We start from the raw sequence: 13703 nt of genomic DNA, 5'->3' as shown, positions 1-13703 counted from the left end.
GTCGCCCTTTGCTGGGGTTTGTTGTTGCACGGCACCTTTGTCGCCAGACACCCTACCGAGCGGCCGAGCCCACGGTCGGCCCGGTTCCGGGAAGAAAACGGCGGCGGTTGTCACAGGCCGGAAGGCCGCCCGGTCTTGGTTGTGACCGGACGGCACACGGGTGCCCCGGCGACAAGAGGGAGGTCTCTCGATGAAGATCGTAGTGGTCGGCGGAACCGGTCTGATCGGGTCCAAGCTGGTGACCAAGCTGACCGAGCACGGGCACGAGGCCGTCGCGGCGGCGCCCGGCACCGGGGTCGACACGCTGACCGGCGAGGGGCTGGCCGAGGTGCTGGTGGGAGCGTCCGTGGTGATCGACGTGTCGAACTCGCCGTCGTTCGAACGGGCCGCCGTACTGGAGTTCTTCGAGACGTCCACCGGCAACCTGCTGGCGGCCGAGGCGGCGGCGGGCGTGGGCCATCACGTCGCGCTGTCGGTGGTGGGCACCGAACGCATGCCCGACAACGACTATTTCGCCGCGAAGATCGCCCAGGAACGACTGATCGAGAAGTCGCCGATCCCGTACTCGCTGGTGCACGCGACGCAGTTCTTCGAGTTCGCCCGCGGCATCGCCGACGCGGCCACCGCCGACGGCAAGGTGCACATCGCGCCCGTGCTCTTCCAGCCGGTCGCCGGCGACGAGGTCGCCCGGACGGTCGGCCGGACCGCGGTGGGCGCGCCGCTGAACGGCCGCCTGGAGGTGGCCGGACCGACGCGGTACCGGATGGACGAGTTCTTCCGCCGGGCGCTGGCCGCCTGGGGCGACCCGCGCGAGGTGGTCACCGACCCGGAGGCGCGCTACTTCGGCAGCGTGCCGGGCGAACGTACGCTGGTGCCCGGCGAGGGCGCCGTCCTCGGCCGGATCACCTACCGCGACTGGCTCGACCGGGACGCGGGGTGATCCGGCATGAGCACCCCCGACAACGCGGACGACCCGCTGTACGAGCTCCGGATCGAGGTCGGCATCGAACTGACCGAGGTCCGGCGGAGCCACCCCGAGACGGAGATGGACCTGCCGGTCACCGACTGGCTGTTCGACCCGGCGGACGCCGAACGCGAGGAGATCGGCCTGCGCGGACTGCTCGACGCGGTCGAGGTGCTGGAGGAGGCAGCCCGGCCCGGAGGCCCCCCGACGCGGCCGGTCCGCTGCCCGCCGTCCATGTCGCCGTCCACGTCGCCGCCCACGTCGCCGTCCACGTGAAGGACTGACCCCGCGAAGCGCCCGGCCCCTGTCAGGGGGGCCGGGCGCTTGTGGTTCCGCCCCGCGCCCTGCCGGTGTACCCGCGGGGTCCCCTGGGGGGCCGGGCCCCTGGGCCAGGGGGTCGACCAGGGACTTCCAAGGGCGCGGCGGAGGAGGCCCGGACACGACCGTGAAGGCAGTGGCATTCGCCGGATGCCGTCGTACGAACGGAGCCGAGACCGTGACGATGAACATGCTGGAGCCGGGCAGGGACGACGCGACAGGCAGCCGCCCGCCGTCCGGCGAACTGGACGCGGCCACCTCGGTGTTCGCCACCTCGCGCCCCAGGCTGTACGGGATCGCCCTGCGGGTCCTTGAGGACGTGGGCGAGGCCGAGGACGTGGTCCAGGAGGCGTGGTTGCGGTGGCGGCGCGCCGACCGCTCGGTCGTCATCAGCCCGCCCGCGTTCCTCGCGACGACCACCACCAGGCTGGCGCTCAACGTCGCCCAGTCCGCGCGCCGGCGCCGCGAGACGTGCGCCGGGCCGTGGCTGCCCGAGACCGTGGACCACGACCCCGGCCCCGAGACGGCGGCCGAACGGCACGAGGAGGCCGACCTGGCGATCAGGTTGCTGCTGGAGCGGCTGACGCCCGCCGAACGCGCCTCGTACCTGCTGCGCAAGGCGTTCGACTATCCCTACCGGCGGATCTCCGAGGTCCTCGGCCTGGGCACGGACCACACGCGGCAGCTCGTGCGGCGTGCCCACGCGCGGCTGTCCACCGACCGGCGCCGCCCGGTGGAGGCCGCCGCGCACCGCCGCCTCGTGGGCGCGTTCCTGGCCGCCGCGCGCACCGGCGACCTCGCCGGTCTGGAGTCCGTCCTCGCCGCCGATCTCACCCACCGCCCCCCGCGTCACTGACCGGCCGAAGCCGCCGCGTGAAAGCACTGCGAGGCTCTGGGCAACAAGAGGTGTCCGGCGTTCACTCGATCCATCGGAGTTGCCTGCATGGCCACACCGCCCGGCCTCACCGGCCCGCCCGATCTCCGGGCCGACTGGGAGGAGATCTTCACCGCGCACTTCGCGGAGATCCACCGCTACATCGCCAGACGGCTGTCCGCGGACGTCGCCGACGACACGGCCGCCGAGGTGTTCCTGGCCGCGTACCGGGGTGGCTACGACCCGTCCCGTGGCGCCGTACGGCCCTGGTTGTACGGGATCGCCACGCATCTCATCGCACGGCACCACCGCAGTGAGCTGCGCAAATGGAAGGCGCTCGGCCGGATGGCGGAGCGCGAGGAGCACAGCCACGAGGACGCGACCCTGGCACGGGTGGCGGCGAGCGGGCTGACCGGCAGGCTCGCGGGGGCGCTTGCCGGACTCAAGCGCCGGGACCGCGACGTCGTCCTGCTCCACGCGCTGGGCGGCCTCAGCCACGCCGAGGTCGCCGCCGCGCTGGACATCCCGGCCGGCACGGTCGCCTCCCGCCTCAACCGCGCCCGCGGACAACTCCGCAAGGCGCTCGGCGACGTCAACCCTCTGGAGGACAATCGTGGATGAGTTCGGCCTGCTGGCGAAGTCCCTGCCTGATGCGCCGCCGCCGTCGTCCGAGGTGGTCGACCGGGCCCGCGCCCGGCTGTCGGCGGCCCAGGCCCAGCCGTCGGCGGTCCGGGGCCGGGCCGCGCGCCGCCGCGCCACCTGGGGGTGGACCGCCGCGGCGACCGTCGCCGTCGTCACCGCCGTCATCGCCCTGGTGGCGGGCCTGACGCCGGCTCCCGGACCGGTGATCACGCCGCCCCGCGGCAACGACGCCCTGCTCCGGCTCGCCGACGACGTCGCCCGGCTTCCCGACCGGACGGGGGCGTACTGGCACAGGCCGCTGCTCAACAGCAGCCTGATGCGGGTGACGGCGGGGAACACGAGGTTCAACGTGCTGCGCGTCTCCCGCGTCGATCTGTGGCAGCCCCGCGATCCGCGCGATCCCGTCCAGGCGTGGGTTCGGCTGGAGAGCGTGCGTCCGGCCACGCCCGCCGACGAACGCCTCTGGAAGGCGGCCGGCTCGCCGTCGTCGGCCCAGCGGGTCTGCACCCCGGGCACGCCCGCCAAGGACTGCGGGAAGGTCCGGGTGGGTGACAAGCCCTCCGGCTGCGTGTACACGCGGGCCGTCGAACCGGATGGCGTGTTCGGCGACCGGCGGCTGGGCGACCTCACGCTCGGAGCCCTCGCGGCGCTGCCCACCGACGTCGGCGCGCTGCGGGAGAGGCTGCGCGGCATCTGGCGTACGGACCGGCAGGATGAGAGCTTCGAGCAGTTCCTGTCCGGCTCGGCGGCGCTCCTGGAGATGCCGGTCAGCCCCGCGGTACGGGCGGCGGCCCTCCGCCTCCTGGCCGGGCTGCCGACCACCACGACGGGCGGCACGGTCGTCGATCCGCTGGGACGTCCGGGCCTCGCGGTCGCCTTCGTCAAGAGCGAGGGTTACTCCGCCGAGTTCGGGGCGGACGACGAGGTGGCCGAGCGGTACACGACCATCCTCGACCCCAGGACCGGCGCCGTCCTGGTGTCCGACGCCGCGATCGCGGCCGAGAACGCCGAAGGGCTCACCAAGGGCACCTACACGTACTACGCGGCCCGTGCCTCCGGGGCCGGCTGGACCGACGACAGGCCCACCCGGCCTCGCGGCTGCAAGCTCAGTTCCCGCCCCATCCCGTGATCACGGCCGGGCGCAGGATCACGGGGAGTTCCCGGTGGCCGTTGCTGATGAGGGTGGGGACCGGGCGCAGGTCGTCGCCGGGGACCGCGAGGGCCATCGCCGGGAAGCGTGCGAAGAGCGCGCGCAGGGCCTCGGCGACCTCCAGGCGGGCGAGGGGTGCTCCGAGGCAGTAGTGCACGCCGTACCCGAACGCCAGGTGGTCCTTGACCCGGCGGGTGACGTCGAAGGTGTCGGCGTCCGGGCCGTGCCAGTCCGGGTGGCGGTTGGCGGCGCCGTAGGCGGCGAGGATGGGTTCCCCGGCGGCGATGGTCCGCCCGTCGGGAAGCTCGATGTCGGTGACGGCGAAGCGCAACGGCAGGTACTTGATGGCGGGCTCGTGGCGGAGGGTCTCCTCCACGACGTCCTCCCAGGTGGCCTGGCCGGCCCGTACCAGTTTGAGCTGGTCGGGGGAGGTCAGCAGCGCGAAGACGGCCTGGTCGATGACGTTGACGGTGGTCTCGTACCCGGCGTTGATCATCAGGATCAGCGTGTCGCGCAGCTCGTCGTCGGTGAAGCCCGCGCCGCCCGACTCCTCGTCACGGGCCGCGATCAGGAAGGAGGTCAGGTCGTCGCCGGGGTCGGCGCGCTTGGTGGCGATCAGGCGGTCGGTGGTCTCGAACAGGCGTACGGCGTTGGCCTGAGCCTCCTCGGGCGTGAGCGTGCTGTCGAAGACACGGTCGACGATCTGCCGGAAGTCGTCCCGCTGGTCCTGGGGCACGCCCATGAGGTGGCCGACGACGGCGATGGGCAGCGGGTGGGCCAGCCGTTCGCGCAGGTCCGCCACCTGGCCGGCGGGCACCTCGGCGAGCTCGTCGATCAGCTCTTCGACCATCGAGCGGATGATCGGCTTCAGCCGCGCGATACGGCGGGCGCCGAAGGCCGGGGCCACCATGCGCCGCAACCTGCGGTGGTCGGCGCCGTACGCGGTGAGCATGCTCCTGACCTCGATCCACAGGGCGAGCGGCCACGTGCGGGTGGTCCGGTCGAAGTCCGGGTAGTGGGCGCGGCCGTCCTTGGAGACGTCGGGGCCGGTCAGCAGGGTCTTGAGCAGGGCGGGGTCGGTGACGGCCCAGACCCGCAGGCCGAGCACGTCCACGGGGGTGGCGGGGCCGCGAGCCCGCAGGGCCCGGTACTCGGCGTGTCGGTCGGCACCGGTGGGATCGATGACGAACGGCGAGGGCTGGTACATGGGGCTCCTCCTTCAGGTCGCGGCGCGACGGGTCCGGCTCGGCGGGACACCCGGTTGACCGGACGGCCCGGGCGCCGCGTGACGGAACCGACTGTGACGTACGTCACCGCCGCGACCGCCGCACGGCCGCCCGGGCGGCGGATCAGCCGGACACGTACGTGATGGAGCCGGTCCAGCGGTTGGCGGCGTCCCGGTAGACCTGGATCAGCCCGGTGTCGAAGTACGGGGAGATGCCGGTGTCGTACCGGTTGTCGCCGTCGGTGTCGGCCACGCTGATCGTGAGGCCGTTCAGATAGCCGGTACGGGTGTCGCTCGCGTAACCGGTCACCCACGCCGACCCGAGCGAGCCCTCACCCGTGAACGGCGAGTCCACGCCGACGGCCCGGTCCGCGGGCAGGCGGGCCGGCCGCAGCGCGAACGTCGGCCCGGTGGAGCGTTCGAGGGTCCGGCCGGTGTAGGAGCCGGTGCCGTCGGGGTGGAGCCCGGCGGGGTAGCCGAAGACGTCGGCGGCGGGCGGGAGCGGCTGGTTGGCCGCCAGGCCCAGGCCGCCGACGTTGTCGCCCAGCCTGCCGACGCCGGTCAGCCCGTCCGGGGAGGACGGGACGACCCCGTTGTAGACGGTGGCGAAGGCGTAGTCCCGGTCGTAGTCGAGGACGTTCTCGAAGTCGTTGTGGACGATGCCGTGCTTGCCGACGTACAGGCCGAACGGCATGGCGCCGTCGGAGTAGGCCGGGACGAAGACCCACTTGCCGAGGCTGCCCATCGGGGCCTCGGTGTCGAGCAGGCAGTGTCCGGCGGTGGCGACGAGGTTGCGGTAGTTCGACTGCACGGAGGTGCCGGTGCACCAGTGGGGCAGGCCGTCGCTGCCGACGAAGAACACCTTGCCCGACGTCGTGATCAGGTCGCCCGCCGGCGGGTTCTCCGGCCCGATCGGCGCGACGCTGTACGCGGGCCCGTCGGGGACGGCTCCCGTGGTGAGGCGTTCGCCGCCGGCCACCGTCCGCAGCGTGTACGGCGTGGCGTTCCGCAGGTTGGCGGCGTCGTCGGCGAGCCAGAACCCGGCCACCGACCGGGCCTTCTCCACGACGGTGGCCAGGGGGACCGTCACCACGGTGGCCGCCTGAGCGGGACCGGCGACGAGGGCGGAGCCGAGCAGGCTCAGCCCGGCGCCCAGCGCGATCAAGGCACGTCTCAAGGACATCTCTCCCGTCCGGAAGGGCCGGCCGATCGGCACGGCCGGCAAGCACCAAGATCGTAACCACGCCCGGCCCCAGAACCCCACACTTTTTAGATCACATGTTCGAAACGGGGCCACCCGCGCCGGAGCCCCGCGCCTCACGTGGAACCACTCTCCCGGGACGCGCTCACCGCCCGAATAACCTGAAGGAGTTTCGAAATATTGGCCCAATTCACGAAATTTCCGGACGCCGGAAACCCATTATCCGCATTTGCGTAGATTGGCGGTCTTATTCGTCACACCACGCGGATGAGAGTTTCGTCATGAATTGCTCCCCCGCCCTCCACCATCGTGAAACGCGGCGCGACGGTCAGGGCCCCGCGCAACCGGCGGCACAGGCCCAGCACGCCCTCCGTGAGGTCGTCGTCCCACGCGGGCAGGCCCGCGTCCCGCGCCGCCCCGCCGGCCAGGCTCGCCCACTCGAACGGGACGGCGTCGGCCTGGGCGAGCAGGGCCGCCCGTTCCTCGCTGTCGGCGGGGGCGAGCTGCGCCCGCAGGATCAGGCCGAGCCCCCGGATCGGGGGGATGTCGGCGACGGGACCGGGCACGGCGTCCAGGCTCCGCTCCGCCGCCTGCGGCTGGGCCAGGTGCACGGCGGACACCACCGCGGCCAGGGCCACCGCCAGGGCGGCCCGGTGGGGCGCCCCCACGCGCTGGTAGCGCTCCGCCGCGCCGCGCAGCGCGGCCGGCACCTGGGGCCATTGGTCCTCCGTGGAGTGCACGACCGCGCGGGCGAGGTCGACGTCGGCCCGCGCGGCCTCCAGCGCGGCGCGCAACCCGGGCACGGCGTCCGCCGGGACACGCGGCGCGACCTCCCGGTCCACCTGGTCCAGCGCCTCGGTGGCCAGCGTCGTCCAGAGCAGCGCCTTGACCCCGGCGAGCGGCCGGCGCAGGTCGGTGTTCGTGGCCAGGACGGCCTGCCCCGGGATCATCTCGCCCCCGGCCGCGCCGGCCGCCATGCCGGTGTAGGCGCGGACGAGCGTCAGGTCGGGACGGGCCGGCCGGATCCAGATCGAGTCGTGCAGCCAGGGGCCCAGGAAGTAGACCCGGTTGCCGGGGGCGAAGCGCGCGACGTGCGCGAGCGTGCGCCGGGACATCGCCCGGACGAGCAGCCGCCGCCGGCCGGCGACCAGGGTGACCGTCTCCGCCGCGGCCAGGATCGTGGTCGCCACGACGGTGCCGGTGGAGGGGAAGAGGCACACCCCGGCGAAGCACGGGAAGACGGCGGAGGTGAGCGCCGCCCGTACGACCCGGAGCGGGGCCTCGACCAGGAAGGTGGCCGGCTCCCCCTTGGTGAGGACCCAGGTGAGCAGGGCCGCGACGGTGAGGACGAGCCCCCCGATCCAGCCGGTCAGCCAGTCGTGCCGGACCCAGGCGCGGACGACCTCCGCGCCGAAGACGGCGGCCGCCGCGAACCCGGCGGCCACGCTCACGGCGAGGTAGAGGTTGGCGTACGAGCGCGACCACCGGTGTTCGCGGCGCAGGCTCCGCTGCCAGCTCAGCAGCTGGACCGCGACCAGCGCCGAGCAGAGCCAGCGCAGCGCCGTACCGGTCGGGCCGAGGTCGGCCGGGACGAGGGCGGTGGCGACGACCGGCACGGCGGCGGCGGCCACGCCGAGCCCGGCCACCACGTACTGGGAGGGGCCGCGCGGGTGGATGCTCCCGTAGGTGGCCAGCACCCTCAGCTGGGCGACGTCGCCGCGCCAGCGCTCCGGCCGTACCAGGGCGAAGAGGAGGAGACTGCCGGCGATCATCGGTACGACCAGGGCCAGCGTGTATCCGGTGTCGGCCAGGATCGGGCCGAACAGCAGCGAGCTCGCGGCGATCAGCGGCGCCACGCCGGCCACCCCGACCACCAGGCCGACGGCGAGGAGGACGGCGGTCACCGGCGGCTCGCCGGCCTGCGGGAACGGCAGCAGGGCGTGGGCCGCCCACAGCGCGGCCAGCCAGAACACGGCCGGCTTGGCCAGCGCGGGCAGGTCGCCGAGCAGCGGACGGGGCGCGTTCATGGCCACCACGATCTTGGCGCGCGGCCCGTTGCGCGCCGCCACGCGACGGTGGACGAGAGCGCAGAACACGGCGGCGACGACGACGAGCAGGTACGGAGCGTGCGAGATGGTGGACACGGCCCCTCCACACCACGCGGGTTTCGTTCCACGGTATAGAGCGGGCCGCGCGGGCCGCCACGGGTCCCGGCGAAAAGCTGGCGCCTCTTGGTGGATTTCGGGATTATGCAGGAGTGCGCCATCCTTTTGAGCGGCTGCCTGGATTACGTACGACACAAGTGATTCTCGCCCTGATGGCCCTGACTCCGACGGCCGTGGCGATATCGCGCGGCACCGTGTTCCCGGCGTTCCCGGCGCCCGCCATTCCGGCCCCCGTGGTCTTCGGCTCGACGGCGGGGATGGCGATTCTCTGGTGGCGGGCGTACGCGACGGCGACGGTGCTCTCGCCGTTGCAGCGGCGGCGCACGCTGCTGCTCGAATGGCGGGGCGGCCTGTGGGGGATCGTCCTGGCCGTCCTGACCGCCCGGCTGCTGCCCGGCCTGGACCCGCTCGCCGGTTGGGCGGCGGCCAACGCCTGGTGGGTGGCGGGATTGTGCGTCGCGGCGCCGCTGGTCATCACCGCGGTCTCCGTCGACGTCGTGCCGCTCCGCCTGGTCCCCACGGGTTTCCTGCGCTACCTGGTCGACCGCGGCACCTTCGCCTTCTACCTGGCGATGCTGACCGGAAGCGGGGACCTTGCCGGGTTCGCCGCCTGGATCGTCGGCTACAACCTGCTGCACGAGCTGCTCCTGCTCCGCCCCGACAACGACTGGACGCCACGCGGGCTCGACGCGCACCGCTTCTTCGACGCCCCGCCCGTGATGCGGCAGCGCATCGTCGACCAGTGGCTTGACGACGCGGTGCGCCGCCCCGCCCGCCGGGGCAAGGCCCCGGACCTGGCGTTCGTCTACAGCCTGTGCTCCGAGGTGGCCCCGGCGACCGCGGCACGCCAGGACGCCGCCGTCGCCGCCGTCCACCTGACGCCGCCGCGGCTCGGCAACGATCCGATGGCCTGGCACGACCGGGCGCTGCGCCTCGTGGAGCTGGCCGAGGCCGAGATCCCCTCGCCCGGCGAACGGCAGCGGCGGAGCCTGAACCTGGCCCGCGCCCGCTGCGCGAGCGCCCGCGGCGACATCGGCATGACCCGCGGGTTCGTCGACGAGGCTCTGGAGGGCTACGAGGAGGCCACGACCCGGTGGCGGGCGAGCGGGCTGCACAACGTGCGCGCCGAGTTCCTCGCCGCCCTCGCGCTGGGCGCCGTGCCGTCACCGCTGGCCACGACGCCGATGCCGCCGGAGAAGATCCTGCCGCGGCTGCTGCCGCTGATCGAGGAGCCGGCGCTGGTCCCGCTGACCCGGCGCTGGGTGCTGCTGGGCGCCGCGGTCTGCCACCTGATGCTGCGGCAGCACGACGAGGCCGTCGTCCTGCACGAGAAGGCCCGCGCGCTCGGCTCCGCGCGGCGCGGCCGGCGACGGCTGACCGCCGAACGACGGGCGGCCGGGGTGATCGTCTCCTCCCGCTCGGCCGACCGGCGCTGGGACGCCGTGATGGCCGCCTCCTGGCACTCGGCGAGCGGCCTGCTGCGCTTCGCGCAGACCATCGCCGCCGCCGACGAGCCCCTGCCCGTCACCAACCTGTCCTCCTGGAGCCACGACGGCTCGCGCGGCCTGATCCGCGCCGCCGCCGAGCTGTGGGTACGCGGCGACCACGACACGGCGGGCACCATGCTGGAGCAGGCGGCCGACGCCCTGGAGGCGGACCGGCTGCCCGCGATGGCCGCCCAGGTGCTGCTCCAGCTCGGCATCGCGCAGCGGGCCGTCGATCCGTCCCGGGCGTACCGGAACCTGCGGCGGGCGATGGAGATCAGGGAGGCGCTGCGCGGCGGCCTGCTCGGCGCCGACCTGCGGATGTTGTTCGGGGGCGGGTCGGAGGACCTCTACGTCGAGCTGGTACGCCTGCTCAACGAGGCGGAGTTCTTCCCCGGCGGGTCATGGCCCCCGCATCCCGCCCGGACCGCGTTCGAGCTCGTCGAGCAGGCCCGCGCCCGTTCGATGCTGGAGTTGCTGGGCACGGCGCTCGACCCGCCTGCCGGGCCCTCCTACGCCCGGCTCACGGCGGCCGAGGGGGAGCTGCTGGCCGAGTGGTCGCGGGTCGAGGAGTCCGGCGACACGGCGCGGATGCGGTCCGTACGCGACCGGCTGGGCGACGTCTGGCGGCGGCTGGCCGAGGCCGGCCCCGAGGGAGCCGAGTACGCGCAGCTCCGCCGCGGCGAGCCCGCCGGCTACGACGACATCCGCCGCCTGCTGGCCGCCCCGGGCGGCGAGACAGCGACCCCGCCTGGACCCGTCCATGCCTGAGCCGCCGACCGTCCTCGCCGAGTTCCTGGTCACCGAGCGGGCCACCATCCTGCAGATCGTCCGGGCCGACCTCGACCAGCCGGCCGTCGAGACGATCCCCCTGGGCCGGGAGGAACTGCGGCGGCTGGTCCGCGACACCCTGGCCGTGGCCGGGCCCACCTCCCGGTTCCGTTCCCGCGACCCGAGCACGTGGACCGAGCCGCTGAGCATGCTGATCGAGCCGGTGACCCGGCATTGCGCGCCCGGGGACGTGGTCTGGCTGGTGCCGCACGACGTGCTGCACCACGTACCTATGCACGCGCTCGACACCGGCGCGGGCCCGCTGATCGACCGCAACCCGGTGTGCTACTCGCCCAGCGCGTCGGTGATGCGCTACTGCCGGGCCAAGTCCCGTCCCGGCCGGCGGCAGGTCCTCGTCTACGCCGACTCCCGGCCTGAGGCGCCGCTGGTCCACGCGTACGGGCAGGTCGGCGTACTGACCCGGCTGTACGCCGAGCACGCGACCGCCCGCTTGCAGGCCGCCGCGACCATCGGCACACTCGCCGGCGACCTGGACGCGCACGCCGGCGGCGTCGGCGTGCTCCACCTGGCCTGCCACGGCTACTTCACCGGCGACGACCCGCTGCGCTCCGGCCTGCTCCTGGCCCCAGGCCCGGAGGACGACGGCCTGCTGACCGTCGAACGCATCATGGGCATGCGGATGCCCGCCGAGCTGATCACGCTGAGCGCCTGCGAGAGCGGGGTCAGCGAGCGGCACGCGGGCGACGAGCTGATCGGGCTGACCCGCGCGCTGATCTACGCGGGCGCGGCCAGCGTCGTGGTCAGCCTGTGGGCCGTCGACGACCTGTCCACGAGCATGTTCATGGGCTACTTCTACGGCGCGCTGGCGGCCGGCACGCCGCGGGCGCAGGCGCTGCGGACCGCCCAGATCCTGCTGCGCGGCACCACCCGCGGGGACGTCGTGGACCACTGCCGCCAGTCCCTGGCCGCGACCGGCGAGGACCGGGCCGCCCAGCGGCGGGTGCTGCTGCGCAGCCTGGCCGACGCCCATTACGCGGCCGGCGACTTCGCCGCCGCCCTGGACGGCTACGAGGAGCTCGCCGGCGGCGGCGCTGCGCCGGACCCCCGGCTGCTGACCGCGCTGGCCCGCGCCCGCGCGGCCCTGCGCCATCCCGGCCGCGCCCCGGCCGACTACGACGTCCTCGCCTTCGCCCACCCGTACTACTGGGCGCCCTTCGTCCTCGTCGGAGACTGGAGATGACGATCCAGCCGGACAGCACCCTGCTGTCGCACGCCACCGGCTCCTTCCTCACCGCGCCCGGCGACGCCCCGCCCGGCCGCGTCGCCGCCGATCTCGACCGGCACCGGTACGTCGTCGTCCTGAAGAGTGACGGCGACGACTCAGGCGACGGCGTGGTGTCGTGCCTGACGGCCGGGGCCGTGGCCGCCGCCGCCGACGGCGGGCCGGACGCCGTCGTCCGGGTGCACGCGCCGCCGTGCGTCGTGGCCGCGGAGCGGACGACCTTCGCCGAGTTCTGCGACGGGTTGTCGGTCACGCTGCTCGACCTGGGCGCCGAGGCCGTCGTCCTCCTCGACGACGGGCGGCGGATCAGCGGCGTGCTGCCGGTGGAGGCGGTCCAGCGGTATCTCGGGTCGGGCGCGCACGTGCCGGAGCCCAGCGAGATGGGGCCCCACGGGTCGTCCGACGATCATCTCGTCCACGGTCTTCCCGGGCTGCCCCTGGCCCGGGTGCTGTGCCGGGAGGCCGGTTGCGGGCTGGTCAACTCCCTGGCGTACTTCGATCCCGCCCGGCCGCCGTACTGCCGCAATCCCGATGACCGCCACCGGCTCCGGACGGAGGCGTGAGGCGTGTTCGACGAGGTCATGAAGCTGGCCGACCGGCGGTTCCTGGTCAACGCGTTCCTGCCGTGCGCGGCGTTCATCCTGGCGCTGGCCGGGCTCGTCGTGCTGCGCACGCTGCCGTACTCCGCGGTCGTGTGGCAGCGGGTCGCCGCCGCCGGGCTCACCGCGGCCGTACTGGTCGCGGCGCTCGTCGCCGCCTTCTTCGCCGCCGCGTTCGTCAGCGCGCAGACCGGCGCGATCATCCGCTGGTACGAGGGCGGCTGGAGCGGACCGGCCGGCCGCCTCGCCACGGCACTGGGCCGGCGCTGCCATCTGCGGCGGCTGGCCCGGCTGCGCCCCGGCGACCCCGCCGACTACGACCGGATCTACCACGACTACCCGCTGCCCAGCCGTCCCGAGGAGGTGAAGGCGACCCGCCTCGGCAACATCCTGCGCAACGCCGAGAGCTACCCGGCCGACCGGTACGGGATCGAGACCGCCGTCATCTGGCCACGGCTGCACCCCCTGCTGCCGGAGCCCGTGTCGGCCGCGATCGCCGCCGCCAAGGCCGATCTGGAGTTCCTGCTGGTGGTCTCGGCGCTGGCGGCGGCGTACTCCTGCGCGGGCACCGGCGTGCTCGCCGCGACCGGGGCGCCCGCGGCGGCGACGCTGTCCTGCCTGTGGGTCTCCGGCGGGCTCGCCTACGCCGCCTACCGGGGAGCGCTCAGCGCGGCCCGGCGGTACGGCGGGCACGTGAAGGTGGCCGTCGACCTCCACCGCCTGGCCCTGCTCCGCCATCTGGACACACCCGACGACGACCTGCGGGACGCCCGCCGTCAGCGGGACGCGTACACGTCGCTGGCGTTGTGGTGGTACCGCAACGTCCCACCCGCCGTACAGGCGAGCCCCGCCACCGACGAAACCGGCGAAACCGGCGGGCCCGGCGGGAAGGCGGGTGACGAGCCGGGGCGGGGACGGCGGTGGCCGCCCGCGCCGTCGTTGCACGGGCTCGCCGCCCTGGGCGCGCTGGCGGTCTCCGTGGTGATCGTCCTGTTCAGCCCCTGACG

The 13703-nt window shown here is 74.1% G+C and carries 12 protein-coding genes; 9 read left to right on the top strand and 3 right to left on the bottom strand.

Annotated elements, in window-relative coordinates; genetic code table 11:
- Window positions 1-190: 190 nt before the first annotated feature.
- From IEZ27_RS30015 to IEZ27_RS29995, 5 genes are all read left to right on the top strand, one after another.
- Entirely contained in the window at window positions 191-940 is a 750-nt protein-coding gene (locus tag IEZ27_RS30015; RefSeq protein ID WP_189650324.1) for an SDR family oxidoreductase, read from the top strand.
- Window positions 941-946: 6 nt separating this feature from the next.
- Window positions 947-1240: a hypothetical protein gene (locus IEZ27_RS30010; protein ID WP_189650323.1), complete on the top strand. Its 294-nt coding sequence runs from the start codon at window positions 947-949 to the stop codon at window positions 1238-1240.
- 169 nt (window positions 1241-1409) lie between these two features.
- Complete coding sequence (locus IEZ27_RS30005; RefSeq protein ID WP_229824471.1) at window positions 1410-2138, top strand: sigma-70 family RNA polymerase sigma factor; 729 nt, start codon at window positions 1410-1412, stop codon at window positions 2136-2138.
- A gap of 87 nt (window positions 2139-2225) precedes the next feature.
- Complete coding sequence (locus IEZ27_RS30000; protein WP_125637977.1) at window positions 2226-2777, top strand: RNA polymerase sigma factor; 552 nt, start codon at window positions 2226-2228, stop codon at window positions 2775-2777.
- Window positions 2770-3927, top strand: a complete 1158-nt coding sequence (locus IEZ27_RS29995) for a CU044_5270 family protein (RefSeq protein ID WP_189650322.1) — start codon at window positions 2770-2772, stop codon at window positions 3925-3927. The genes IEZ27_RS30000 and IEZ27_RS29995 overlap by 8 nt, the downstream gene beginning before the upstream one ends.
- Here the strand turns inward: IEZ27_RS29995 and IEZ27_RS29990 are convergent.
- The 3 genes from IEZ27_RS29990 to IEZ27_RS29980 form a co-directional block, all read right to left on the bottom strand.
- Window positions 3905-5155 carry a cytochrome P450 family protein gene (locus IEZ27_RS29990; protein WP_189650321.1) on the bottom strand — a complete coding sequence of 417 codons (1251 nt, stop codon included), beginning with the start codon at window positions 5153-5155 and terminating at the stop codon, window positions 3905-3907. The genes IEZ27_RS29995 and IEZ27_RS29990 overlap by 23 nt on opposite strands.
- A gap of 142 nt (window positions 5156-5297) precedes the next feature.
- Entirely contained in the window at window positions 5298-6350 is a 1053-nt protein-coding gene (locus IEZ27_RS29985) for a trypsin-like serine peptidase (protein ID WP_189650320.1), read from the bottom strand.
- A 278-nt stretch (window positions 6351-6628) separates the two neighbouring features.
- Window positions 6629-8518 carry a hypothetical protein gene (locus IEZ27_RS29980; protein WP_189650319.1) on the bottom strand — a complete coding sequence of 630 codons (1890 nt, stop codon included), beginning with the start codon at window positions 8516-8518 and terminating at the stop codon, window positions 6629-6631.
- A 173-nt stretch (window positions 8519-8691) separates the two neighbouring features.
- Between IEZ27_RS29980 and IEZ27_RS29975 the strand changes: the two genes are divergently transcribed.
- From IEZ27_RS29975 to IEZ27_RS29960, 4 genes are read left to right on the top strand one after another with little or no spacing between them, the layout of a single operon-like run.
- Window positions 8692-10794: a hypothetical protein gene (locus IEZ27_RS29975; protein WP_189650318.1), complete on the top strand. Its 2103-nt coding sequence runs from the start codon at window positions 8692-8694 to the stop codon at window positions 10792-10794.
- Window positions 10787-12055 carry a CHAT domain-containing protein gene (locus IEZ27_RS29970; protein WP_189650317.1) on the top strand — a complete coding sequence of 423 codons (1269 nt, stop codon included), beginning with the start codon at window positions 10787-10789 and terminating at the stop codon, window positions 12053-12055. Before IEZ27_RS29975 ends, IEZ27_RS29970 begins: the two co-directional genes overlap by 8 nt.
- Complete coding sequence (locus IEZ27_RS29965) at window positions 12052-12660, top strand: hypothetical protein (RefSeq protein ID WP_189650316.1); 609 nt, start codon at window positions 12052-12054, stop codon at window positions 12658-12660. The genes IEZ27_RS29970 and IEZ27_RS29965 overlap by 4 nt, the downstream gene beginning before the upstream one ends.
- Window positions 12661-12663: 3 nt before the next feature.
- Entirely contained in the window at window positions 12664-13701 is a 1038-nt protein-coding gene (locus IEZ27_RS29960; RefSeq protein ID WP_189650315.1) for a hypothetical protein, read from the top strand.
- Window positions 13702-13703: the final 2 nt, after the last annotated feature.

Source organism: Nonomuraea spiralis, assembly GCF_014648435.1.
Classification (GTDB): Bacteria; Actinomycetota; Actinomycetes; order Streptosporangiales; family Streptosporangiaceae; genus Nonomuraea; species Nonomuraea spiralis.
The sequence above is the reverse complement of the archived record's forward strand: the minus strand, read 5'-3'. Positions and strand labels throughout refer to the sequence as shown.

What these genes read in the sequence shown, in the direction of transcription:
- IEZ27_RS30000 (WP_125637977.1), top strand. Translation starts at nt 2,226, where the DNA reads ATGGCCACACCGCCCGGCCTCACCGGCCCGCCCGATCTCCGGGCCGAC.
- IEZ27_RS29975 (WP_189650318.1), top strand. Translation starts at nt 8,692, where the DNA reads ATGGCCCTGACTCCGACGGCCGTGGCGATATCGCGCGGCACCGTGTTC.
- IEZ27_RS30015 (WP_189650324.1), top strand. Translation starts at nt 191, where the DNA reads ATGAAGATCGTAGTGGTCGGCGGAACCGGTCTGATCGGGTCCAAGCTG.
- IEZ27_RS29965 (WP_189650316.1), top strand. Translation starts at nt 12,052, where the DNA reads ATGACGATCCAGCCGGACAGCACCCTGCTGTCGCACGCCACCGGCTCC.
- IEZ27_RS29970 (WP_189650317.1), top strand. Translation starts at nt 10,787, where the DNA reads ATGCCTGAGCCGCCGACCGTCCTCGCCGAGTTCCTGGTCACCGAGCGG.
- IEZ27_RS30010 (WP_189650323.1), top strand. Translation starts at nt 947, where the DNA reads ATGAGCACCCCCGACAACGCGGACGACCCGCTGTACGAGCTCCGGATC.
- IEZ27_RS29990 (WP_189650321.1), bottom strand. Translation starts at nt 5,155, where the DNA reads ATGTACCAGCCCTCGCCGTTCGTCATCGATCCCACCGGTGCCGACCGA.